Annotated in this window: 24 protein-coding genes; 4 read left to right on the plus strand and 20 right to left on the minus strand. The window is 59.5% G+C overall.

Annotated features, from left to right (window positions below; all coding sequences use genetic code 11):
- Positions 1–6: 6 nt before the first annotated feature.
- The 16 genes from JNB91_RS21295 to JNB91_RS21370 form a co-directional block, all read right to left on the minus strand.
- The gene (locus JNB91_RS21295; RefSeq protein ID WP_220327491.1) at positions 7–600 is read right to left on the minus strand and encodes a YqaA family protein; all 594 of its coding nucleotides are present in this window, start codon (positions 598–600) and stop codon (positions 7–9) included.
- A 281-nt stretch (positions 601–881) separates the two neighbouring features.
- Positions 882–2,459 carry a glutamine-hydrolyzing GMP synthase gene (gene guaA, locus JNB91_RS21300; RefSeq protein WP_220327492.1) on the minus strand — a complete coding sequence of 526 codons (1,578 nt, stop codon included), beginning with the start codon at positions 2,457–2,459 and terminating at the stop codon, positions 882–884.
- Between the two features lie 39 nt (positions 2,460–2,498).
- Positions 2,499–3,137: a 5'-methylthioadenosine/S-adenosylhomocysteine nucleosidase gene (locus JNB91_RS21305; RefSeq protein WP_220327493.1), complete on the minus strand. Its 639-nt coding sequence runs from the start codon at positions 3,135–3,137 to the stop codon at positions 2,499–2,501.
- Complete coding sequence (locus tag JNB91_RS21310; protein ID WP_220327494.1) at positions 3,134–3,583, minus strand: PaaI family thioesterase; 450 nt, start codon at positions 3,581–3,583, stop codon at positions 3,134–3,136. The genes JNB91_RS21305 and JNB91_RS21310 overlap by 4 nt, the downstream gene beginning before the upstream one ends.
- 71 nt (positions 3,584–3,654) lie before the next feature.
- The gene (locus JNB91_RS21315; protein ID WP_220327495.1) at positions 3,655–4,107 is read right to left on the minus strand and encodes a TspO/MBR family protein; all 453 of its coding nucleotides are present in this window, start codon (positions 4,105–4,107) and stop codon (positions 3,655–3,657) included.
- Between the two features lie 37 nt (positions 4,108–4,144).
- Entirely contained in the window at positions 4,145–5,230 is a 1,086-nt protein-coding gene (locus JNB91_RS21320; RefSeq protein WP_220327496.1) for a DUF1513 domain-containing protein, read from the minus strand.
- 1 nt (position 5,231) lies between these two features.
- Positions 5,232–6,344, minus strand: coding sequence for an imelysin family protein (locus tag JNB91_RS21325; RefSeq protein WP_220327497.1), 1,113 nt, complete (start codon positions 6,342–6,344; stop codon positions 5,232–5,234).
- A complete protein-coding gene (locus tag JNB91_RS21330) occupies positions 6,344–7,828 on the minus strand; it encodes a di-heme oxidoreductase family protein (RefSeq protein ID WP_430736334.1) in 1,485 nt (494 codons plus the stop codon). Before JNB91_RS21330 ends, JNB91_RS21325 begins: the two co-directional genes overlap by 1 nt.
- A 215-nt stretch (positions 7,829–8,043) precedes the next feature.
- On the minus strand, positions 8,044–9,321 hold the full coding sequence (locus JNB91_RS21335) for an imelysin family protein (RefSeq protein WP_220327499.1): 1,278 nt from the start codon (positions 9,319–9,321) through the stop codon (positions 8,044–8,046).
- 127 nt (positions 9,322–9,448) lie between these two features.
- Positions 9,449–10,738 (minus strand): RsmB/NOP family class I SAM-dependent RNA methyltransferase, encoded by a 1,290-nt coding sequence (locus JNB91_RS21340; protein WP_220327500.1) that lies wholly within the window; start codon positions 10,736–10,738, stop codon positions 9,449–9,451.
- A gap of 119 nt (positions 10,739–10,857) precedes the next feature.
- A complete protein-coding gene (locus JNB91_RS21345) occupies positions 10,858–11,265 on the minus strand; it encodes a septal ring lytic transglycosylase RlpA family protein (RefSeq protein ID WP_220327501.1) in 408 nt (135 codons plus the stop codon).
- Positions 11,266–11,646: 381 nt separating this feature from the next.
- Positions 11,647–12,519, minus strand: coding sequence for an SDR family oxidoreductase (locus JNB91_RS21350; protein WP_220327502.1), 873 nt, complete (start codon positions 12,517–12,519; stop codon positions 11,647–11,649).
- Positions 12,519–13,694, minus strand: a complete 1,176-nt coding sequence (queG, locus tag JNB91_RS21355; RefSeq protein WP_220327503.1) for a tRNA epoxyqueuosine(34) reductase QueG — start codon at positions 13,692–13,694, stop codon at positions 12,519–12,521. Before queG ends, JNB91_RS21350 begins: the two co-directional genes overlap by 1 nt.
- Positions 13,675–14,367 (minus strand): glutathione S-transferase family protein, encoded by a 693-nt coding sequence (locus JNB91_RS21360; protein WP_220327504.1) that lies wholly within the window; start codon positions 14,365–14,367, stop codon positions 13,675–13,677. Before JNB91_RS21360 ends, queG begins: the two co-directional genes overlap by 20 nt.
- A 707-nt stretch (positions 14,368–15,074) precedes the next feature.
- Complete coding sequence (locus JNB91_RS21365; RefSeq protein WP_220327505.1) at positions 15,075–16,055, minus strand: complex I NDUFA9 subunit family protein; 981 nt, start codon at positions 16,053–16,055, stop codon at positions 15,075–15,077.
- 103 nt (positions 16,056–16,158) lie between these two features.
- A complete protein-coding gene (locus JNB91_RS21370) occupies positions 16,159–16,446 on the minus strand; it encodes a DUF1330 domain-containing protein (RefSeq protein WP_220327506.1) in 288 nt (95 codons plus the stop codon).
- 86 nt (positions 16,447–16,532) lie between these two features.
- On the opposite strand from JNB91_RS21370, the gene JNB91_RS21375 reads away from it, so the two are divergent.
- Positions 16,533–17,567: a NosD domain-containing protein gene (locus JNB91_RS21375; protein ID WP_346269377.1), complete on the plus strand. Its 1,035-nt coding sequence runs from the start codon at positions 16,533–16,535 to the stop codon at positions 17,565–17,567.
- Between the two features lie 12 nt (positions 17,568–17,579).
- Here JNB91_RS21375 and pyrF read toward each other — a convergent pair whose 3' ends face one another.
- From pyrF to dnaN, 4 genes are all read right to left on the minus strand, one after another.
- On the minus strand, positions 17,580–18,290 hold the full coding sequence (gene pyrF / locus JNB91_RS21380) for an orotidine-5'-phosphate decarboxylase (protein WP_220327595.1): 711 nt from the start codon (positions 18,288–18,290) through the stop codon (positions 17,580–17,582).
- A gap of 5 nt (positions 18,291–18,295) precedes the next feature.
- A complete protein-coding gene (locus JNB91_RS21385; protein WP_220327508.1) occupies positions 18,296–18,883 on the minus strand; it encodes a histidine phosphatase family protein in 588 nt (195 codons plus the stop codon).
- Between the two features lie 69 nt (positions 18,884–18,952).
- The gene (gene pmtA, locus JNB91_RS21390) at positions 18,953–19,546 is read right to left on the minus strand and encodes a phospholipid N-methyltransferase PmtA (RefSeq protein WP_220327509.1); all 594 of its coding nucleotides are present in this window, start codon (positions 19,544–19,546) and stop codon (positions 18,953–18,955) included.
- A gap of 143 nt (positions 19,547–19,689) precedes the next feature.
- Positions 19,690–20,808, minus strand: a complete 1,119-nt coding sequence (gene dnaN / locus JNB91_RS21395; RefSeq protein WP_220327510.1) for a DNA polymerase III subunit beta — start codon at positions 20,806–20,808, stop codon at positions 19,690–19,692.
- Positions 20,809–20,898: 90 nt separating this feature from the next.
- Between dnaN and JNB91_RS21400 the strand changes: the two genes are divergently transcribed.
- Genes JNB91_RS21400 through JNB91_RS21410 form a run of 3 tightly spaced genes read left to right on the plus strand, consistent with a single transcriptional unit; the run spans position 20,899 to position 22,343 of the window.
- Entirely contained in the window at positions 20,899–21,039 is a 141-nt protein-coding gene (locus tag JNB91_RS21400) for a hypothetical protein (RefSeq protein WP_220327511.1), read from the plus strand.
- Positions 21,040–21,063: 24 nt separating this feature from the next.
- A complete protein-coding gene (rsmI, locus tag JNB91_RS21405) occupies positions 21,064–21,969 on the plus strand; it encodes a 16S rRNA (cytidine(1402)-2'-O)-methyltransferase (protein ID WP_220327512.1) in 906 nt (301 codons plus the stop codon).
- Positions 21,969–22,343: a YraN family protein gene (locus JNB91_RS21410; RefSeq protein ID WP_220327513.1), complete on the plus strand. Its 375-nt coding sequence runs from the start codon at positions 21,969–21,971 to the stop codon at positions 22,341–22,343. The genes rsmI and JNB91_RS21410 overlap by 1 nt, the downstream gene beginning before the upstream one ends.
- The last annotated feature ends 13 nt before the right edge of the window (positions 22,344–22,356 follow it).

Below are 22,356 nucleotides of genomic sequence, written 5' to 3' on the forward strand. Positions count from 1 at the left end.
ATGCGCTCAGTGCGACAATAGAAGCTTGTAGCCGGCAAACAGCGTGATCAGCACGGCCGCACCGATCATCGCGATCTTTCCGAGCCGCTTTTCGATAAAATGGCGGATGTCTTCCCCATAGCGGCGCAGCAGCCATGCCAGCAGGAAGAAGCGCGCACCGCGCGTGACCAGCGCCGAGACGATGAACAGCCAGATGTTTACATGCACGGCGCCGGAAAGGATCGTCACCACCTTGATCGGCGGCAGATGCGCGAAACCTGAGGTCACCAGCATCAGCAGGATCGTCTCGAAGGTAATGCCGGCTTTCAGCTCGTTGAACGTATCGAGCTTGCCCCAGAATTCGAGGATCGGCATGGCAATCGCATCGAAGGCAAACGAACCGATCCACCAACCGGCAATACCGCCGAGAACCGAGAAAACCGTCGCAACCAGCGCATAACGCCAGGCCCGCTCCGGCCGGGCCAGCGCCATCGGCAGGAAAAGCACATCAGCCGGCACGAGAAAGATCGAGCTTTCGACAAAGGCGATAACCGCAAGCCACACTTCCGCAGATTTGCGCGCACTGAGCGCCATCGTCCAGTCGTAGAGGCGTTTGAGCATGGTGAAATCCAGAGCTTGGGGGAAATCCGAGGGTGATGGAATATACCGTGGAAGAGCTCGGTTGTTTGTCTGCCCTATCGATCCACAGGCGCGGCTGAACTGCAACCCTGCACAGTGAAGCTGATCGTTATCTGAACGGTCTTTCTTTTTGGAGATTGGCGACAAGTCAAGCTCGTCTTGGCATCCAACTGCCTGAAATCATTGCGTGTTCTAAATCCAGAAGGCCGGATAGACAATCGGCGCGCCATGTCATCATAGCGCGCCGACCATATTTCAATCTCTTATTCCCACTCGATCGTGCCGGGCGGCTTGCTCGTCACGTCATAGACGACACGGTTGATGCCGCGCACCTCGTTGATGATGCGGGTCGCCGCACGGCCGAGGAAGTTCATGTCATAGGGATAGAAATCCGCCGTCATGCCATCGACCGAGGTCACCGCGCGCAGTGCGCAGACGAAGTCGTAGGTGCGGTAATCGCCCATGACGCCGACCGTCTGCACCGGCAGCAGCACGGCAAAAGCCTGCCAGATCGTGTCGTAGAGACCGGCCTTGCGGATTTCGTCGAGGTAGATCGCATCCGCCTTGCGCAGGATGTCGAGCTTTTCGCGGGTGATGCCGCCGGGGCAGCGGATCGCGAGGCCCGGACCCGGGAACGGGTGGCGGCCGATGAACGATTCCGGCAGGCCGAGTTCGCGGCCAAGTGCGCGGACTTCGTCCTTGAACAACTCGCGCAGCGGCTCGACGAGCTGCATGTTCATGCGCTCGGGCAGGCCTCCGACATTGTGGTGGCTCTTGATCGTCACCGAAGGGCCGCCGGAGAAGGAGACGCTTTCGATCACGTCCGGATAGAGCGTGCCCTGTGCGAGGAACTTCGGCGCACCCTTGCCATCGGCAGCGATCTTGGCGGCTTCCGCCTCGAACACTTCGATGAACAGGCGGCCGATCGTCTTGCGCTTGACTTCCGGGTCGGTGACGCCTTCGAGCTGTCCAAGGAACAGGTCGGATGCATCCACGGCAACGAGCGGGATGTTGTAGTGGTCACGGAACATGCCGACGACCTGTTCGGTTTCGCCCTGACGCATCAGGCCGTGATCGACATAGATGCAGGTCAGCTGGTCGCCGATCGCCTCATGTATGAGGATAGCGGCAACGGATGAATCGACGCCGCCGGAAAGGCCGCAGATGACGCGTTCCGAACCGACTTGATCCTTGATCTTGCGGATCATTTCGGCGCGGTAGGCGGCCATGGTCCAGTCGGATTTCAGGCCGACGATCTTGTGCACGAAGTTGGAGAGCAGCTTCGCACCATCCGGCGTATGCACCACTTCCGGGTGGAACATCGTCGTATAGTAATGGCGGCTCTCGTCGGCTGCGATCGCGAACGGCGCGTTTTCCGAGGTGGCGATGACTTCAAAGCCTTCTGGAAGCTTGGTGACGCGGTCGCCATGGCTCATCCAGACCGGATAACGTCCGCCCTGTTCCCAGAAACCGTCGAAGAGCGGGCTCGACTTCTTCACTTCCACATCGGCGCGGCCGAATTCGGCGGCATGGCCACCTTCGACGACACCGCCGAGCTGGGTGCAGAGCGTCTGCTGGCCATAGCAGATGCCGAGGATCGGCACGCCGCTGTCAAACACGGCCTGCGGTGCGCGCGGGCTGCCTTCGGTGGTCACCGAAGCGGGGCCGCCGGAGAAGATCACGCCCTTGGGCGCGAGCCTGTCGAAAGCCTCGGCGGCGTTCTGGAAGGGATGGATTTCGCAATAGACACCCGCTTCGCGGATGCGGCGCGCAATCAGCTGCGTCACCTGGCTGCCGAAATCGATGATGAGGATGCTGTCGGGATGAGCTATCTGGGTCATGGCGAGCCTTTAATGAAGAACCCCGATTTTTGCAACTGCTCAGATGCGCAAATCGCCGGTTTCAAGGGCGTTTGCCAGCTTGTCGATAACACCGGCCAGCTTCTCGTCGATGACATGAAGGTATTCGGTCCAGTTATCGACGTGTTTCAGCTCTTGCCTGCCGTCGGAAATGCCGCGAAGGCCGATCAGCGGGATACCGAACAGCTGGCAGCAGCGCATCACCGCAAAGGTCTCCATGTCGACCATGTCGGCTTCGATCGGATCGTAGGCAGCACCTGAGACGATATTGCCGCCGGTGGAAAGCGCGGCCTCTGCAACGCCTGGAATGCGAAGCGGCAGCGGCATGGCGGCGGGATGATCGAGAAACGGTGTGCGGCCTTTCTCAAAGCCGAGCGGTGACGCATCCATATCGCGATAGGCGACCGAAGTGACCTGATAAACCTCGGTCTGTTCGAGGCTGCGCGATCCGGCCGAACCGAGCGAGACGATCAGGTCGGGAAGCTCGCCTTTGCCCTGCATTTTCGTCAGCGCATGGGAAAGCACGATCGCTGCCTCGATCGGGCCGACGCCGGTCATCAGCGGCTTGATGCGGGATTTCAGATGCGGGCCATATTCCGCATCGACGGCCATGACGAACAGCACGGCGTGCCGGCCGATATGCTTCAGTTCAAAACTCATTCCACCACGTCCTGTCGATCGCGGATGACCATCATCGACGTGGTCATCGAGGCGATCAGTTTTGCCGGCCCGTCACCGATTGCATAGGCGCGGCCATCTGCGACGATGATTGTCGAACCGGGCTTGGTCACCTCGCCGCGGAACAGAAAGCGCTCGCCACGGCCGGGCGAGAGCAGGTTGACCTTGAACTCTATCGTCAGAAGCGAGACTTCCGGTGCGATCACCGTATAGGCGGCATAGGTACAGGCCGTCTCGAGCGGTGCGGAAATCACACCGCCATGCAGGAAACCGTGCTGCTGGGTAAGCTTCTCATCAAAGGGAAGCTCGATCTCCACCATGCCTTGCTGGATGCGCGTCAACTCCGCGCCGAGCATCACCATGGCATTCTGCTTGGCAAAACTGCGTCGGATGCGTTCGTGAAAGTCGCCTGGATCGGTAATCTTCATGGTCTGCCCTTGTGTCGCGGCGAAACTGGCATGCTGTCGGCAGATCGGCAAGCGCGACAAAATGACTATTATCAATTCAATAGGACGATCGAAAGGTTCAGCACTGCGGCAAATGCAACCCAGAATGCGTAAGGCACGAAAAGCCACGCAGCCTGCCGGTTGGGCTTCCAGCTCATGACGATGAACAGCACGATGAAGGCCAGCATCGGCACGATGATGATAAGGCCGAGAAGCGGGCTTTGCAGGCCGAAAAAGGCCGGAGACCAGAAGATGTTGAGAAAACCCTGTATAGCGAAGACGATCAGCCGGGCGGTATTATCCTTGTCGAACCAGGTCGTGGACAAGGCAACGCCGATCATCACGTAAAGCCCCGCCCAGACGGGGGCGAAAACCCAGTCGGGCGGATTGAAGAACGGTTTGTTCAGCGACTGATACCAGTCGCCCGGTGTGTTGGCGTAACTGCTGAGTGCACCGATGGCAACGCAGGTGACAATGAAGAAAGCAAAGGTCAGTATTTTACCCATGGCGGGTGATCTAGGGTCGCTGCAACCTGAGTAAAGATCATTTTATCCGGATAATATGCTGGTCCCAGGCCACGTCGCTGTGTGTGCCGTTGAAATTGCCATCATAGGAAGACACGGCAATGCCATGGGCAGCGGGTGCCACGCCTGCTGCCTCGCGAACACTTTCTTCCGCCAGCACAAGGCCGGTTCTGGCATCGAGCATGACAGATGCCCCGCCGATAGGAGACGTCAGGCCGACGATGTTTTCGCGGCGATTGACCGCGATTGCCCCGACATAATTGGCAAGCCGCGCTGTCGTCTCGTCCGGCAGCGAGAGGAGCGCAATATCCTCGCCTTCCGAGAACCAGCCGGCAAGCGGCGGATTTTCGTTGCGAGCCCCTTCCCATTGGCAGGCAAACCAGATGCGGCCATTTTCGGCAATGTCCAGATGCCGGGTGGACAGCTTGCTGAGCGAGGAGGGCATCGCGTGTTTCTGGATCAGCGCACCGCTTATGGCGTCCAGCATCACCAGCGACGGTTCCATGCGGTCTAGATTGAGCTTGGTGCGGCCGAAATCGGGATGGGTCTCGATACCGCCATTGGCGATTACCAGAAGTGCGCCATCATCCGAGACGGTCATGTCATGCGTGCCGATGCCATGGGCGTCGAATTCGCCAATCCGCCGAAAGCCATTCCGGCCATCGTAGAGGCCGATCATGCCGCGATTGCCGTCGAAATCGTTTTCGCTGGCATAGAGCACCGAGCCATCTGGCGAGAAATGCCCGTGGCCGTAAAAATGCCGACCCTCAGGTGCGGTGATCATGATCGGTTCGGCCTGGCGTGACGGATCGAACACCATCGCAAACGTGCCCGGCCTGCGGGCGAAGGCGACGGTGCGGCCGGTCGCGGAGCTGAAAGCCATGCCATGCGCACGAGCGGGCAGGGCCACCCGGTCGATGATCTCACCGCGTTCGGAAACCGTAGCGATGCCGAAAGAGCCGTCCGGCGCTCTACAGCCCGAGGCGTAAACTGCATCGGCCCGCTCCAACGCATGCAGCGAGCACGGCGAAAGTGCCGCCGCAAAACCAATGCCTGCGGCTTTCAGAAATGCGCGACGGTCGATCGTCTCGCCATACCAGGTCATGTCAGTCCCCGTCGGCGAAGGAGAAGCCGGATGACAGGCCGATTGCGCCGCCATATCCGTCATTGAGCTTGGCGATCACATCCTTGCCGTCGGCAAGCAGTGTGTCCAGTTTTTTACGGTCCGCGGAATCTTCCACGGCCTTCTCAAGATCGGGTGTCATGCCGCTTGCAAGGGTGGACATGGATTTGAGCTTCTCTTCGGTGGCAGCCACAATCACTCGGTCCTTTTCCGGCAGAAGCTCCACCATGCCGGATGTCGTCAAAAGTGCGGACAGCCCATCGAGGTTGGCCTTGACCATAGGCCAGGTATTTTCCGAGCGCCAGAATAGCGCCTGTTTGGGGAATTTCGCCTTGTCGGCGCCCTTGTAGAAGGTCTCGATCCGCTGATCTCGCACCGCTTCGGCACCGTGGACCAGAATGCCGAGCAGGCCGGTGATAGCTTCGCTGCCGGTGCGGAAGGCAGGGTTGTCGGCTCCCGGTTGCTCCCAGGCCTTCTGGATGCCGTCCGGCGCATCCCATATGCCGGAAATCTCGGCGGCGACATTCCCGACATTTTCGGCGACGGCAGCGCTGTAACGGCAACGGAAGTCATTTCCGGTGACAAGCGTATCCGAGCCGGTTCCAAAGAGAAGATATTCCAGAGCGCCGAGCCCCTGCGTTGCGACGCTCTTGGTGGCAAGCGTCTTCGGATCGGTGGCGGTTTCGTCGGATTTGGCAAGAACCGCCTGGACCTGTTTCAGGCCGGTGCTCTTGCGGTCGGGATAAAACAGGATGCGCTCAAAGCGGTTCTGCTCGATCACCGGGCCGGTGCGGACGATCTCGATATGCGCCCAATTGGCGGCAAGCTTGCCGAAGCCGGTCTTTGCGGCATCGTAATTGGCCTGAGACGGCGCCGCGCAAAGCGTCTTCATCGTTGCCGTCATGTCTTCGGCCGATGTCTGGAACGCATCGTAACCCGGCCGGATGAAACTATCGACCGCAGCCGTCATCACCTTGCTGACGGTCGCTGCCGGCAGTTCGACCGTTGGTGCGGTATCGGCCTCCTGCGCAAAGGCGGCGGGGGCAAAGATCGCTGGAAGCAGTGCGATCAGGCCGGAGGCGAAGGTTTTGCGCATCAGAGCGACTCCAGGAAGGTGAGAAGGGCGGTGCGATCCTGTTTGTCCATGGCTGCAAAGGCGCTGCGTGCGGCTTCCGCCTCGCCGCCATGCCAGAGGATCGCTTCGGTGAGATTGCGGGCACGCCCGTCATGCAGGAAGAAGGTGTGGTTGTTGACGGTCTTGGTCAACCCGATGCCCCAGAGCGGCTGGGTGCGCCATTCCTGCCCGTTCGCCACGCCCACCTGCTGACCATCTGCCAATCCTTCGCCCATGTCATGCAGGAGGAAATCCGAATAGGGCCAGATCAGCTGAAAGGCATGCGCCTTGTTGCCGGCATCGCGGCGGGTGACGAATTTCGGCGTGTGGCAGGCGGTGCAGCCGGCCGAATAGAACATCTCCTTGCCTTTCAGCACTGTTGGGTCGTCGATACTGCGACGCGCCGGCACGGCAAGGTTTTCAGAATAGAAGGTGACGAGCGACAGCACCGGGTCGGGCGCTTCGACCGGCCCCAGCCGCTCCTGCACGCCGGTCGGCATCGCAAGACAGGCGGCTTGCGCCTTGGTGCAATCGCCATGCGAAAACGGCGTGTCGGGTGTCGAAATGCCGATATCGCCGGTAAACGCACCCGAGGACTGGTCGCGGATCGAGGCATTTTGCGCCTTGAAGCCGAACCGCCCGAGTTTTAACTCGCCGGTCATGTGGTCGCGCACCAGCGCCGCCTTGCCGGATATCCCGTCGCCATCCTTGTCGTCGGGATCGGCATTCGCCAGGATGTCGGCTTCGTGGATCGCCTGGATCAGCCCCATGCCGATCATGGGGGGGGCCACGCGCGGCGACAGCGTCACATCGCCTTCAAGAGGTCCGTACCCGAGATTGGAAACAGAATAGGTCGGCTTGCGCAGGCTGACCACTTCGCCGTCACCGAGCGTGACCGGCACTTCCTCATAGGAAATCTCCATCTTGCCTTCCGAGGCAAGGCCCGGAACGGCCAGATCCTGAAACTGCTCGCCATAGACGGCGTCGGGAAAATTCAGCTTGCGGTAATCGCCGATCGCCTCGCGCTCGTCGTCGGTGCGGGCAGGCCGCGCCAGCCGCAGAAACATCGAGGTTGCGTCGGCCGCACCTTCCGGCGGATGACCACGGCCATCCTTCAGGTGACAGCTCTGGCAGGCGCGTGCATTAAACAGCGGCCCAAGACCGTCGGAAGCCTGGGTGGAGGAGGGGGACGACACCCAGAGCTTGGTGAACAGCGCATTCCCAAGCTTGAAAGTCTGCTCTTCCTCAAAGGTGATGTTCGGCGAAAAATGCGAGAACGCGTCGCCGTTGACGATCGCCTTGGTCGTCGCGGCACCGCCGGACATGGTCTCGAACTGCTCGGCCTTGGAAAAATCCGTAGTCGGCTTCGTCACGCTGATGACGCGTTTTAGATCCTTCGGATTGAGATCTGTCCGCGCTTTAGGGAGCAGGCTGTCGCTGCCGGTTGCGACCAGCGGCACCAGCACGAGCGCGCCGGAGATGAGAGGCAGGACCAGTCGGAACCAAGGCCCCCTCTGCCTGCCGGCATCTCCCCCACAAGGCGGGAGAACGCAAGCATCACGCCCATCGGCTGATAAATCCTGTCGACGGGAGGACTGCAAGTTAAGCCCCTCCCCCTTGTGGGGAGGGGTTGGGGAGGGGTTCTTTTTCATTGGAGTGGCGGCTGCCGCCTTTCCGTCAATTATTTAAAGACAGCGTCAGGATTATCGAGGCTGTCGGAACCTTCAAGCTCGATCTTGCCGAGATCCAGCGATGCGATGACGCGTTCGATGCTCTTGGTCTGGTCGATCAGGCCGTCGATCGCCTTCTGCACGACCGCATTGCCCTTGGCATTGTTCTCGCCGATCATCTGGTCATAGGCTTCGACCTTCTGGGCGCGATCCTTCATGACGTTCATCGCCGCAAGCGTCGCATCGAGCTTGCCCTTGATCTCCGTGTCGAGCGCCTTGTCCTTGGCGGCAACGAGATCGGAAAGCGACGGACCCTTCATCTTCGTGCCATCGACGCGGGTATATTCACCCGTATAGGCGGACTTGATGCCGATCGCGTCGTTGAGATGCGATGCGTAGGTGTTGTCGGAGAAGCAATCATGCTCCTCTTCCGGATCATGCAGCAAAAGGCCGAGCTTCATGCGCTCGCCGGCAAGCTCGCCATAGGAAAGCGAACCCATGCCGGTCAGGATTGCAATGAGACCCGCATTGCCGTCTGCTTCGACATTCTTGGTTGCGTCGCCATCCGGCGCCCAGGCCTTCACCATGTCGCCGAGATCCGCAACCAGCAAGGTCGACGCGGCCTTGAGATATGCGGCACGACGGTCGCAATTACCGCCGGTGCAATTGGCCTTGTCATAATCGGTATAGGGGCGTTTGCCGGCGCCTGCCTCGGTGCCGTTCAGATCCTGTCCCCAGAGCAGGAACTCGATCGCATGATAGCCGGTCGCGACATTCGCCTCGATCTCGCCCGCCTCGTGCAGGCTCTGGATCGTCTCCGGCGTGATCTCGGTAAGATCGACTTCCTCGCCGTTGATCTTGAGCTTCGGGTTGGCGATCACATTGGCGGTGTAAAGCGCGTTTTCATCGCTTTCCGTGCCGTAAGACGCATCGACATAATCGATCAGGCCTTCGTCGAGCGGCCAGGCATTCACCTTGCCTTCCCATTCATCGACGATCGGATTGCCGAAGCGATAGACTTCCGACTGCTGGTAAGGCACGCGGGCGGCAATCCATGCCGCCTTGGCGGCTTTCAGCGTCGCGTCGCTGGGCTTGGCGATCAGCTCGTCGATTGCCTTGTCGAGAGCCTGCGCCGTCGTCAGCGAGTCCTCGTATTTCGCCTGCGCCAATTCGGCATAGTGCTTCAGCACGGCTGCGGGGGTAGTGTCTGCACGGGCCGGTATCGAAGTGAAGACCGTCGAGGCGGCAAAAAGCGCCATAGCGGCGCCGAGCAAGGTTTTGCGGGTCATGTCCCTCTCCTTCGCGGCGTCGATCCCACGACGTCGCCAATGAGAGTTCTTGGCGCGAATTAAAAGTGGTGTCAAACGTTCTAGTTTAGAACGATTTGAAGTTATGGTTGATCCGCGCGGCCGAAATTTACACCTTGCGTTGCATGCGGCAGAAAAAGAATCCGTCCGTATCGGTACTTGCAGGTGACAGCGTGATCGTGCCTGCATCCGTAACGCGAGGACGAGGCGCCTGAGCGCCGAATATTTTCGTCCAATCGTCAGCGACGGAAGTGATCGCGAAGGCCGGGTTCTCGGCGCAGAAACGCTCGACCTGACGATCGTTCTCTTCCGGCAGCACCGAGCAGGTGACGTAAAGCAGTGCTCCGCCCGGCTTGACGAACTTTGCCGCTTCGCCAAGTGCGTCCTGCTGCTGGGAAATCCGCTCGTCGAGATTTTTCTGCGTCAGCCGCCATTTGGTGTCCGGGCGACGGCGCCATGTACCGGTGCCGGTGCAGGGGGCATCGACGAGAACGGCATCAAGCTTGTCTCGCATGGAATCGAGCTGGCGCGGATCGTCATGAACCTGAACATTGCGGGTGCCGGCCCGGCGCAGGCGCTCGATGATCGGCGCAAGACGCTTGCGGTCGGCGTCATAGGCGTGAACCTGACCCTTGTTGTTCATTGCAGCCGACATAGCGAGCGTCTTGCCGCCGCCGCCGGCGCAATAATCCAGCACCTGGTCGTGTTCGCCGGGCTGCACCAGATCGGCGACGATCTGCGAGCCTTCGTCCTGAACCTCGAACCAGCCTTTCTGGAAGGAAAGCTCCGCCGTAACGTTCGGCAGGCGCGACGCGCCTTCGCCGGCTGCGATGCGGATGCCGTTGCGGGCAATCGCGGCAGCTTTCGCGCCGGAGCGCTCCAACGCCTTCACCACCTTGTCGCGATTGGCCTTGAGCGTATTGGCGCGAAGATCGAGCGTCGGGCGATCGGCAAGCGCCTTCGCCTCGGCAAGCCAGGTGTCGCCGAAATTGGTTTCGAATGAGGGCTGCACCCAGTCCGGGATATCACCCTGAACATGCAAAGGCGCATCATCAAGATTACGGCCGGAGAAAGCGGCAATATGAGAGTCGGTCAGCGCCGGAGGGGCAAACTTGTCGTCGGCAAATTCGGCTGCAAGCGTCTCGGTGGTGAAACCCCACTGGCGCAGCAGAACGGCATAGGCAAGCGCAACAGGGCTTTCGTCATCCATCAGCCAGGCATGGGAAAGCCGCATGCGAAGCGCGTCGTAGACAATGTTGCCGATGGCTGCCCGGTCGCCGGATCCGGCGAAACGGTGGGCAAGGCCCCAGTCTTTCAGTGCATCCGCCACCGGGCGTTTGCGTGCTTCAATATCGGCCAGAACTTCAGTTGCTCCGGCTACTCGCCCGCCCAGTCGCATATCATACTCCGTATCGGTTGAACCCGTATGGAGCCGGTCGTAACCGCGATCGGGCAGAAGGGCAAGGGGGAGGCTCGCCGCAGCAGGGCCTGTCCCTTGAGTTTGAAGTGGCGAATGGCTTAGCCGTCGACGCCCTTCATGCCCTTGCCGGCGACCTTCTGGGTGTCGGCAACGATCTGATAACAGACCTGTGCCGTGCCCGAGCGGACCATGCCGATATTCTGGGCGGCAGCCTTGGATACGTCGATGACCCGGCCGCGGATAAACGGTCCGCGATCGTTGATGCGCACGATCACGCTTTTGCCGTTGCGCTTGTTGGTCACCAGTACCTTGGTGCCGAAAGGCAGCGAGCGATGCGCGGCGGTGAGCTTGGCCGCATTCATCCGTTCACCGGATGCGGTCTTGGAGGTCAAAGCATACCAGGATGCGTGTCCGCATCCGGGCGCAGCATTGGCTGGCGCCTGGCCGAGAAGTGCAAAAGCAGCAATGGCGGCCGTGGCGGCAGTTAGGCGTCGAACTGTTTTCAAGTCGGTCGTCCCCGTCGTTAAGTCCCTGCACGTTGCGTGCAAATGGCTAAGGCGAGGCCAAAAATGGCTAAAACGTGGGATTTAAAATCACGGAATGTTAACAGACGTAACATTTGTGATTACATTGCTATCGATCTTTTTAACGAGCCGGCTAATTGATGTTGGAATAAAACCTTAGGAATCAGTCGGTAAACGGAATTACGTTCCTGCAAGATTCCGTGACCGCTTGCGATCACAAAATGGCGCGAAAAAAATTTGTTGTCGCACCGGGTTTTTTGCCCAAATTGGACAAATTGTGTGGCGCTTTGCCGTATGAATTAAGAAATATTAACCCGCAGACGGCCTGAGGATGGAAATTTCAACCGTTTTAAAACGAGAAATTCAACCGCGCCAGGTATTGTCGGACCACATTTGGGCGAGTGAAATGTGGTAGTTGGGGAATGCAAACTTGAAGCCCAGCGAACGGATTTTTTCATTCGAGACACGCTTGTTGGCGCCGTAGAAAGAGCGCGCCATCGGCGTCATTTCGGCCGTCTCGAAATCCACTTCCGCCGGTGGCTCGACACCCATCAGGCGCGCGGCCTCGGTGATCACGTCCTGGGGTGGGCAGGGCTCATCGTCAGTCACATTATATATGCCGGCCAGATTGCGCTCCGCGAGGAACAGAATGGCGCTGCCGATATCCTCGACGCGGATACGGTTGAACACCTGATCCTTCTTTATGATGCGGCGTGCGGTGCCGCGGTCGAGATTGACGAAGGCGTTGCGCCCTGGTCCATAGATGCCGGAAAGGCGCAGCGCCGCGACCGGCACGCCAGCGATGCGACCCTGCTCGGCCCATGCTTCTTCGGTGCCGACCCGTTCGATCGACCGGCCAAGGATCGGACTACCCGGCGTTTCTTCCGTCACCCAGCCGCCGCCATGATCGCCATAGACGCCGACCGTCGACAGATAACCGATCCATTTCAGCTTCGGGCAGAGCGCCGCAAGCCGACCGGCAACCAGTTGCAGCAGCGGATCATGCTCCTTGCCGGGCGGGATCGACTGGATGAGATGGGTCGCATCCTGCAGTGCCGCCAGCAATTCCGGGCTGAACGCAGTGCCGTCGAAAATGTAGGGCTTGATATGATGTGATGCGAGCGCCTCGGCCCCTTCAGGCGTGCGGACCGTACCAGCAACGGAAAAGCCTTTTGCCGCAAAGGCCTTTGCAATCGCCTTGCCCGAATAACCGCACCCGAAGATCATCACAGTCATCAATCCACTCCTGCCATCTGCCATTCCCGGCGAACCTCGGGATCATTATCTGCTGCGCGGCCTTCAGCGAATGCGGCAAACGCGCCATCGTCCATCAACTGCCTCAACGCCCACACTGCCATCCCGCGCACTGTGGGAGAGGGGTCGTCGGCCAGGAGACGGCATTGCTCGATGAACTGGCGATCACCGGAATTGCCGGCTGCGATCAGTACGTTGCGAACAAAACGGTCGCGCCCGATGCGTTTGACCGGCGAGCCGGAAAAGAAGGTTCGGAATGTCGGGTCGTCCAGCGTCAGAAGAAAGGCGATCGACGGTTCCTTCAGGTCCTCGCGCGCCTTCAGCTTCATCTCGGAGGCGCTGGCCGCAAACTTGTTCCATGGGCAGGCGGAAAGACAGTCATCGCAGCCATAGATGCGGTTGCCGATCATTGGCCGGAATTCCGGGTCGATCGGCCCCTTGTGCTCGATCGTCAGATAGGAAATGCAGCGCCGCGCATCCAGCCGGTATGGTGCCGGGAAGGCGGCTGTCGGACAGGCATCGAGACAGGCGCGGCAGGAACCGCAGTGATCCTTTTCCGGGCTGTCGATCAAAAGCTCGGCGGTGGTGAACAGGCTGCCGAGAAACAACCAGGAGCCATGGCTGCGGCTGACGAGATTGGTATGCTTGCCCTGCCAGCCGAGGCCTGCCGCCTCCGCCAGCGGTTTCTCCATCACGGGTGCCGTGTCGACGAACACTTTGACATCCTCGCCCGCACGCGCTGCAAATCGGGTGGCGATTTCCTTCAATCGCCCCTTGATGACGTCATGATAATCGCGATTGCGGGCATAGACGGAGATCGCCGCTTTGTCCTTGATCGATTGGAGATAGCGCGGATCTTCCTCGGGGCCGTAATTCAGCCCGAACATCACGATCGAGCGCACTTCACTCCACAGCGTCTTCGGATCGGCGCGACGTTCCTTCGTCTCCGCCATCCAGTCCATCGTGCCGTGATGGCTGTCGTCGAGAAATACGGAGAGCCTCTCCGGTGCACGCGGAATGCTTGTCGGCAGCGTGATGCGACAGAGGTCGAAGCCTTGAGCGGTGGCTTCCTCGCGAATGAAGGCAGTCAGCTTCTCTCGCCGGCGAAGCGCCTTGTCGTCTTCGCTCTTTCCGGCGCTAGAAATCGAGGTCCGCATAATGGGAGACCGGGGTCAGGCCGCGGATACGCTCGGCAAGCATCGGGCGGAAGGACGGGCGCGACTTCAGCCGCTGGTACCAGTCCTTGGCGATGGGGAATTCCGACCATTCGATTTCACCGAGATAGTCGAGAACGGAAATCGAGGCTGCGGCAGCAAGGTCCGCATAGCTCAGCCGCTCACCGGCCAGCCACTGGCGCGATCCTGCAAGCCAGGAGAGATACTTCATATGCTGACGGATATTGGCGCGCGAGGTGCGCAGCGCCTTTGAATCCGGTGCGCCGCCGCCTTGCGCTGCCGTCATCTGCAGCTTGTAGACCCGTTCGCGGGTGAGCGGACGGGTTACGTCCTGCTCCATCTTCTGCAGGAACCATTCCGTCAGCCGGCGGATTTCGGCGCGGTGCCAGGGATCTTCCGCCAGAAGCCGGCGCTCGCGTTTCAGCACGCCATGGGTTTCGTCGAGAAACTCCATCAGCACCGAGGGGCCACAGAGCACCCGCATGCTGTCATCGACATAGACGGGAAGCGTTGCTGCCGGATTGAGGCTCAGGAATTCCCGCCGCTTTTCCCATGGCTGTTCCTCCACCAGATCGGCCTGAAATCCATACTCGGCAAGGATCAGGCGAACAAATCGCGAGGCGGAAGACATGGGGTGATGATAGAGGGTGGGCATCGGGCTTCGGCTATCGTGTGCGGGGTGTGGGTGGCGTAGGCTTATATCGCGCCCGCCTGACATAGGTCAGCTATATGGACTTGATAGGGCCAACACAAGCAAGCGGCATAAATTCGCAACAAGTCGCAAACTGCCTGCATTTTGTCAGTAAAGAATTAAGAACGATTGCAATTGCTGGTAACCGAGCGAATTGCGGGTCTTGCGGCCGGTTTTCCTGGAGCTCTCGGCTACGCTGCCATTAAATATCAGAGCTAAGCCGGATGCGTTCGGCGCTAAAGAAAGACCGGCTTGTCGCCGCTCTTCAGGTATTCTTAGCGAGGAATGGATGCCGTGGCGCAGGGATCGACGCCGTAAGCCGGAGCGCAACCTTCTTTGCCGCTTGCAGCGGTCTGGGGCGCCATGAAAGAACCCGCGAGAATGACAAGTGCCGCGCATGCAAAGAAAAGGGCGATAGGCTTGCCCATGAAAGACGCCTTTCAAATAGATGATATTGCAGTGAACTCATTTCGTGCGACCGATTTATTGGTCACCGCTTCTGAATTCAATAACGGTTTTTGCTAAACCTGCGGTTAACGCACACTCATTTGCATGTGAGGACTTTATGCCACATCGACAATTGTCAAGCTGCATAAATCCAAGGCTTTAGAGATGCCTGCCCGTTAGGCAGGCACCTGAAGTGCGCGCAGCAGAAATGACAAAAGATAAGGTCAGGCCGCCTTGCCGCTGCCGGTAAACTGGCCGTGCGGACGGAAATGGACCAGGTAGGAGGCAAGGATGGAGCCCGGAACAACCGGACGAATGCCGAGCCCGCAAAGCGTGCGTCCCTCCTTGATCGCGTTCTCGGAGACGACATTGTCGCTCTTGAGAAGCTCAATCTGATCGGCAGTCACCGGTGGCTTTACGAACGGGATGAGGGACGCGATGCTTCCGATCATCGAGGCAATCCCGAAAGGCAGCGAAACCAGCGCGCGCTCGCGACAGGTCACGCGCAGCACGGTCTCGAGACAGTCGCGGAATGTCATCACTTCAGCGCCGCCGAGTTCGTAGATCGTGCCGGGTTTCAGCGTGCCATCGACCGAACGAGCAACGACTTCCGCCACGTCCTCGACATAGACGGGCTGCAGCTTGGTCTTTCCGCCGCCGATCAGCGGCAGCGCCGGAAGCCGGCGAGCCATCGCACCAAACTTGTTGAAGAAATTGTCTTCCGGTCCGAACACGATCGACGGCCGCAAAATGACGGCCTCGGGGATAAGCGACAGGATGCTTGCTTCGGCGCGGCCCTTGCTGCGCGCATAGGACGAGCCGGAATTCACATCGGCGCCGATCGCCGAAATATGGGTGAACTTCGCACCTGCCTTGGCTGTCGCCTCGGCGACCGCGCGGGCCCCTGCGTCCTGAATGGCGTCAAACGTATTGCGGCCGCTTTCAAACAGAATGCCGACGCAGTTAATCACATGCGCCGAGCCTTCGACAGCACGCTCGATCGACTTCGGATAGCGAAGATTGGCCTGAACCAGCGAAATCTGGCCGACATAACCCGCTGGCAGAAGAAAACCGGCGAGATCCGGGCGGCGCACCGCGACGCGCACGCGATAACCGCGCTTGGCGAGCGAGCGAACCACATGGCGACCTACGAAACCTGATCCACCGAAAACGGTAACAAGCGGCGGAAGATTATTTACGGTCATGGTCTGCCCCGAAATCTGTCTCTTACTCATTGGTCTTTAGCTTAAACCTCAACGTGGTGGAAGAGACTTGCGCGCCTCAGATGTCGCAAGTCTCTGGGTGACTTCAGATCCCCTGGACGACCACCATTTCGCCGTCGGCAACTTCCTGTCGGATTTTTGCAGCCACCTGATATTCCGGCGAATTATAGCAATCGATCGCAGCCTGCATCGATGGAAACTCGATCACGACATTGCGATGGCGCGATGTGCCTTCCAGTTCTTCACTTGCGCCGCCGCGCGCCAGAAAATGCGCGCCATATTTCTCGAAGGCCGGTTTTGCAGCCGCCACGTAATCCTTGTAGCGCTCGGGATCGTGCACATCCATTCGCGCGATCCAATATCCCTTGGTCATGAAATATCCTCCTCTCCCGTTTAGGCTTATCCGAAATCGGGCGAATCAGGAGGCAAGTCAATATGCGGCGATACGCATTCCCTTTCGTGGCGGCTGTAATTGTGGCGGGTGGCTCGCCGCTTTTACTCGTTGCTTCCGATGCGCGGGCCGATGCCTGCCCGGCGAATGTCATGGACGCACTTCGTGCGCCGGCGGGCAAGGAGGCAAAGCCGGTCAACATTCGCTGCGATGTTAGCTTGAACAAGGGAGACAGGATCACCCAGCGTATCGTCTTCTCGGGCAGCCGCTCCTCCGGTGTGGTCTTTGATTGTAACGGGGCGATGATCGACGGCAGTGGGACGAAGGCAAGGACGGTGCTGATCCAGTCGCGCAAGGGCGATGACGGCAAGTGGGACGTGCCCACCGACATCACCATCCGCAACTGCCAGATAAAGGGAGATCTGCGCATCCAGGGGCTCGGCAACAACGGCCAGGCGAAGGAAGTGAAGGCATCGTCGAACCGGGACGGTCACACACAAAGGGCGCAGGCAGCAGCGCCGACCGGCATTCTCCTCGACAACCTGACATTCTCCGGCAGTGTCGGTGTACCGCTCTATCTCGCGCCGGGCGTGACCAATGTCACGGTGCAGAATTCCCGGTTCACCGGCAAGGCAAGTTCGACCGTCGTTTATCTCGATGCCGAATCAGCCGGAAACGTCATTGTCGGCAACACATTTTCCGCTCGCCCCGAATGGCGCGAGGTTATCGCCGTCGATGGCTCGGCAAACAATCGGATTGAAAACAACACATTCGTCAATCCGCTCAGCGGCGGGGTCTATCTCTATCGAAATTGCGGCGAAGGCGGCACGTTCCGCCATCAGTCGCCGCAGGGCAATCTCGTCCGCGGCAACACGTTTCAATATCAGGTCCCGGTTGCGCGGCCGGCAGTCTGGATCGGTAGCCGGGAAGGGCTGAGCATGTTCAACAGCTACTGCCTCGTCCAACCCAAGATGCTGCTCGAAGGTCTCGATCATAGCGACGGCGCCAATAACAACACCGTTACGGATAACCGCCTGATCGGCGGCTCCCCGAACCTGATCGTCGATGAGGGCGCCGGCAACCGGGTCTCCAACAATCGCTAGTTGGCTAGACCCTCAGGCGTCGTTGGCGGGCCAGAGAGCCTCGCGCATTTCCGCAAGAATTGCTTCTGCCGATGCTTTCGGATCCTCGGCCTTGACGATCGGACGGCTGACGACGAGATGCGTGGAACCGGCTTTCAAGGCGTCGAATGGAGTCACGACACGCTTCTGGTCACCAGCATCGGCACCTTTCGGGCGAATACCGGGGGTAACGATTGCCATGTCGGTGCCGAGGATCTCGCGAACGGCAGCGGATTCTTCCGCGGAGCAGACGATGCCGCCCATGCCAGCGTCGCGTGCCTGCGCCGCACGGGTGCGGACCAGCTGTTCCGGGGTCTGGGCATAGCCTGCCTCGGTCACGTCGGCTGCATCCATCGAGGTCAGTACGGTGACGCCGAGCAGGCAGAGATCCGATCCCTTGGCGGCTTCGACTGCGGCCAGCATTGCCTTGGGATAAGCGTGCAGCGTCAGCATGGTCATGCCCATCTTGGCAATGTTCTCCACGCCCTTCGCCACAGTGTTGTCGATGTCGAGCAGCTTCATGTCGAGAAAGATCTTCTTGCCGTCCTTGGCAAGGTCACGGGCAAATTCCAGCCCGCCGGCAAACACCAGCTGGTAGCCGATCTTGTAGAAGGAGACGCTATCGCCGAGCGTGGCGACCATTTTTTCGGCCTCGGAAACGGTCGGGATATCGAGGCCCACGATCAGTCGGTCACGCGCTTGCATGTTGGTCATTCCCCTTGCCATGTTTCTATCGGGGTCCAGTCGCACGAGACGGTGCGATCCGCAAGGGAGAAGCAGAAGAGATTTCCGCCGCCGCCTGGCTGATCATGGCTTCTTGTGATCGGGGTTTGCAGCAGATGGCATTTCAAAAGCGTGCCGACGCCGCCATGGCCGACGAAGGCGATCGGCATGTCGGGATTGTGGTCGGAAAGTATGCGATCGAAAGCGGCAACGATGCGGGCCTGCGCATCCACGGCCTTTTCCCAGCCCTTGAAGCTCTCCGTCGGATTGGCGAAGAACCAGTCTGCCGCCGCTTCGAATTCCGGCGGGGCCAGAAAACCGGTGGCCGACCGATCATTTTCATGCGTGTCGGGAGCAAGCATGATCGAGACATCAGCAACGGCGGCCAAGATCTCCGCCGTTTCGATCGCCTTTGTCTCGTCGCTTGAAACGATCCGGCCGAGCTTTTGCGCCCAGGGCTGCTGTGAAGCTTTCTGGGCACGATGCCGGCCGATATCAGAAAGCCCCCATTGCGGCACCGGCACCTTCGGGTCGATGCGCACCTGCGGGTGAGTGATATAAAGGCCGAAGGTCATGTCGGTCAGGACTCCAGAGCGGATCGAGATCGATCCCGCTTACATCGGACGATTGACGCGAGTATGAATTCAGGTCCTTGTATAGGTCCACAACTGCGCCGGCGGGATATTCCGCACGACAAAATCATAATGCTTGATCTTGTAGCGATCCGGATTGGCGATGATCGGCGAGACCGGACCATAGGTGATCTGCATCACCGGGCGCCCGGCGGGCATGCGGTCGAGCAGGTCTTCCAGAAGCGCAATACGGCTTTCCATCGGAAAGCTCAGCATCGGGATGGCGGAGATCACGCTGTCGAAGATCACCGATTTCATCCCTCCCAGCGTCTTGTCGAGGTCGAAGGCGTCGCCATTGATGAAATGGACGCCTTGATAGGTTTTCAGCAGGTTCTGGTAGAAATCTGTCGAATATTCGATCGAAACCAGGTTTTCAGGTGCGATGCCGCGTTCCAGAATTGCCTTGGTGATAACGCCTGTGCCAGGGCCAAGTTCAAGCACGGGCAGACCGGACGAGGGATTGATGACGCTTGCCATCCGCTTGGCGGTGACGGAAGAGGTGGGGCAGATCGCACCGACACTTTTCGGACCATCCATCCAGCCCTTGAAGAAACGGATTTCCTCGTCGAACTTCCGGCCGAGCCGTTCCTTCAAGCGTAATTCCATCTAGTTACCTCTCCCGGTTTTCATGCCTATCTGGTCGTCTGGCCGCAGGGGTCAAGGTCCATGACGCAAAGGCAGGCAAGAATGTCGCAATTAGAAAGCGGCATAAAAAAGGCGGCTCGGAATTTCCGGCCGCCTCGATTGTTTTATACGCGCATTGGCATCAATACGTAGAGAGCATCGTCTCCCGCTGTATCTCTCACCAGCGTCGGTGAACCCGCATCCGCCAGCATGAAGATGGCGTCGTCACCCGAAAGCTGGGCCGTGATGTCGAGCAGGTATTTTGCGTTGAAGCCGATTTCCATCGGATCGTTGTCGTATCCGACCGCGACTTCTTCCGTGGCGCTGCCCGAATCCGGGTTGTTGACCGTCAGCATCAACTGGCCTTCCGTCAGGGCAAGCTTTACCGCGCGGCCGCGCTCGGACGAAATGGTCGAAACGCGATCGACTGCCTTGGTGAAGGTCTGGCAATCGACGCGCATTTCCTTGTCGTTGCCGGTCGGGATAACGCGCTGGTAATCCGGGAACGTGCCGTCGATCAGCTTCGACGTCATGATGATGTCGGCGATCGTCAGGCGGATTTTTGCGTCGGAAACTTCAACGGTTACCAGTGCTTCCGGATCATCTACCAGCTTCTGCAACTCGCCGACCGTCTTGCGCGGAATGATGATCCCCGGCATGCCTTCGGAGCCGGAAGGGGCTTCCACGTCTGCGCGTGCGAGACGGTGACCGTCGGTGGCAACGGCGCGCAGCTTCAGGTCGCCGCCGGCCTCGATAGTGTGGAAGAAGATGCCGTTCAGGTAATAGCGGGTCTCTTCCGTGGAGATCGCGAACTGGGTGCGATCGATCAACATCTTGAGATCGGTCGCCTTGAGCTTGAACGTATGGCTGAACGAGCCGGCGGTCAGATCCGGGAAATCGGTTTCCGGCAGGCATTGCAGCGAGAATTTCGAACGGCCGGACTGGACCGTCATCGATCCGCCATCCGGGTTGGTGGCGAGCAGCACTTCCGAACCGTCAGGCAGCTTGCGGACGATTTCATAAAGAAGATGTGCAGGAACCGTGGTGGCGCCGGCCTGTTCGACCATCGCCGGAACGGACTCTGTGATCTCCAGATCGAGGTCCGTCGCCTTCAGTTCGACGCTGGCATCGGAAGCGCGCATCAGCACGTTGGAAAGGATCGGAATTGTGTTGCGGCGCTCGACCACGCGATGCACGTGGCTCAACGATTTCAGAAGATTGGACCGCTCGAGAGTAATACGCATGGACTCAACCGCTTTCGACCTGGGCGTCCCGAAAGCTGGGGCGCCTTATATTCTTCGGCTTTCATAAGCCGGACGATGTGGAGGGGCAAAATGGCAGAGATCGACCTTTCAACGCAAGAGGATAAGCGGGCAGTCTGCTTCATTTCGGCACTCGCGGCAGGCCTGCACACAGAAAACTTGCCCCTCTGCCGCTTGCGGGCCGCCATCGCCTTGACCATAAAGGGCTTATGATCATCCAACTGAATTGAAAAGCTCGTGGCTGGACCCTCTGAAGCGACCCGGGGCTACCGCGTCGCCAACACTTTCGTTCCCTCGCGCCCGCTGGAGCCGGCGCTCTATCTCGTCGCAACGCCGATCGGCAATCTCGGTGACATCACGCTGCGCGCGCTGGAAACGCTGTCGGGCGCGGATGTGCTGGCCTGCGAAGATACCCGTGTCACCCGCGTGCTGCTGGATCGTTACGGCATCGCCAACAAGCCCTATGCCTATCACGAGCATAATGCCGACGAGATGGGGCCAAGGCTATTGGCCGCTCTGGAAGAGGGCAAGTCCGTCGCGCTGGTTTCCGATGCCGGAACGCCACTTGTTTCCGATCCGGGTTATCGGCTGGGGCAATCGGCGATCGAGGCGGGTTACAAGGTCGTGCCCATTCCCGGTGCATCTGCGCCTCTGGCGGCACTGGTTACCTCCGGCCTCCCCAACGATGCCTTCATGTTCGCCGGGTTCCTGCCCGTGAAGGAGAAGGGACGGCGCGACCGGCTGGCGGAACTGTCGAAGATCCCGGCGACATTGATATTTTTCGAATCTCCGCATCGTATCGCTGCAACGCTGGCGTCCGCGGCTGACGTTCTTGGTGCCGGCCGTGCTGCCTGTGTCGGGCGCGAATTGACCAAGGCTTTTGAGGAGATAAGCCGCGCCTCTCTGGGAGAACTGGCCGAAGCCTTTGATGGTCGCAACGTCAAAGGCGAGATCGTCTTCCTTGTCGGGCCGCCAGCTTATGATGACGTGCCGGCTGCCGTCGATGTCGATGTGCTGCTCGAAGAGCTGTCGTCTTCGATGCCGGCGGCCAAGGCTGCGGCCGAGGCCGCACGCCTGACGGGGCTTTCCAAGAGAGATCTCTACCAGCGGCTCGTTGCCATGAAGGATAAGGATGGGGGCTGATGGGCCGGAGTGCCGAAGATAAACGGCATCAACGCCGTCGCGCCGAGCGGCGCGGCCACGTTGCCGAATATCTTGCGGCTCTCTACCTTTTGCTCAAGGGCTATAAAATCCTCGCATTTCGTCACCGGACCAGACTTGGCGAGATCGATATCGTTGCGCGCAGAAAGACGCTCATTCTGTTCGTCGAGGTGAAAGCCCGAGCGCGGGAAGGTGATGCTATCGATGCTGTGGGCTACGACACGCAGAGACGGATAAGGGCGGCCAGCGATATCTGGCTGTCGCGGCGGCGTGACGCGCATCTTCTGTCTGCTCGATACGACATTATCGCCGTTCTGCCATGGCGTTTGCCACGTCATTTTCCGGATGCTTTTTGACGGCTGAATGAAG

Origin of the sequence: Aliirhizobium wenxiniae, assembly GCF_019511445.1 — a bacterium.
Classification (GTDB): domain Bacteria; phylum Pseudomonadota; class Alphaproteobacteria; order Rhizobiales; family Rhizobiaceae; genus Neorhizobium; species Neorhizobium wenxiniae_A.

Coding starts and splice junctions, on each gene's coding strand:
- JNB91_RS21295 (WP_220327491.1), bottom strand. CDS start 600: ATGCTCAAACGCCTCTACGACTGGACGATGGCGCTCAGTGCGCGCAAA.
- guaA (WP_220327492.1), bottom strand. CDS start 2,459: ATGACCCAGATAGCTCATCCCGACAGCATCCTCATCATCGATTTCGGC.
- JNB91_RS21305 (WP_220327493.1), bottom strand. CDS start 3,137: ATGAGTTTTGAACTGAAGCATATCGGCCGGCACGCCGTGCTGTTCGTC.
- JNB91_RS21310 (WP_220327494.1), bottom strand. CDS start 3,583: ATGAAGATTACCGATCCAGGCGACTTTCACGAACGCATCCGACGCAGT.
- JNB91_RS21315 (WP_220327495.1), bottom strand. CDS start 4,107: ATGGGTAAAATACTGACCTTTGCTTTCTTCATTGTCACCTGCGTTGCC.
- JNB91_RS21320 (WP_220327496.1), bottom strand. CDS start 5,230: ATGACCTGGTATGGCGAGACGATCGACCGTCGCGCATTTCTGAAAGCC.
- JNB91_RS21325 (WP_220327497.1), bottom strand. CDS start 6,344: ATGCGCAAAACCTTCGCCTCCGGCCTGATCGCACTGCTTCCAGCGATC.
- JNB91_RS21335 (WP_220327499.1), bottom strand. CDS start 9,321: ATGACCCGCAAAACCTTGCTCGGCGCCGCTATGGCGCTTTTTGCCGCC.
- JNB91_RS21340 (WP_220327500.1), bottom strand. CDS start 10,738: ATGCGACTGGGCGGGCGAGTAGCCGGAGCAACTGAAGTTCTGGCCGAT.
- JNB91_RS21350 (WP_220327502.1), bottom strand. CDS start 12,519: ATGACTGTGATGATCTTCGGGTGCGGTTATTCGGGCAAGGCGATTGCA.
- queG (WP_220327503.1), bottom strand. CDS start 13,694: ATGCGGACCTCGATTTCTAGCGCCGGAAAGAGCGAAGACGACAAGGCG.
- JNB91_RS21360 (WP_220327504.1), bottom strand. CDS start 14,367: ATGCCCACCCTCTATCATCACCCCATGTCTTCCGCCTCGCGATTTGTT.
- JNB91_RS21365 (WP_220327505.1), bottom strand. CDS start 16,055: ATGACCGTAAATAATCTTCCGCCGCTTGTTACCGTTTTCGGTGGATCA.
- JNB91_RS21370 (WP_220327506.1), bottom strand. CDS start 16,446: ATGACCAAGGGATATTGGATCGCGCGAATGGATGTGCACGATCCCGAG.
- pyrF (WP_220327595.1), bottom strand. CDS start 18,290: ATGCAAGCGCGTGACCGACTGATCGTGGGCCTCGATATCCCGACCGTT.
- JNB91_RS21385 (WP_220327508.1), bottom strand. CDS start 18,883: ATGACCTTCGGCCTTTATATCACTCACCCGCAGGTGCGCATCGACCCG.
- pmtA (WP_220327509.1), bottom strand. CDS start 19,546: ATGGAATTACGCTTGAAGGAACGGCTCGGCCGGAAGTTCGACGAGGAA.
- dnaN (WP_220327510.1), bottom strand. CDS start 20,808: ATGCGTATTACTCTCGAGCGGTCCAATCTTCTGAAATCGTTGAGCCAC.
- JNB91_RS21400 (WP_220327511.1), top strand. CDS start 20,899: ATGGCAGAGATCGACCTTTCAACGCAAGAGGATAAGCGGGCAGTCTGC.
- JNB91_RS21410 (WP_220327513.1), top strand. CDS start 21,969: ATGGGCCGGAGTGCCGAAGATAAACGGCATCAACGCCGTCGCGCCGAG.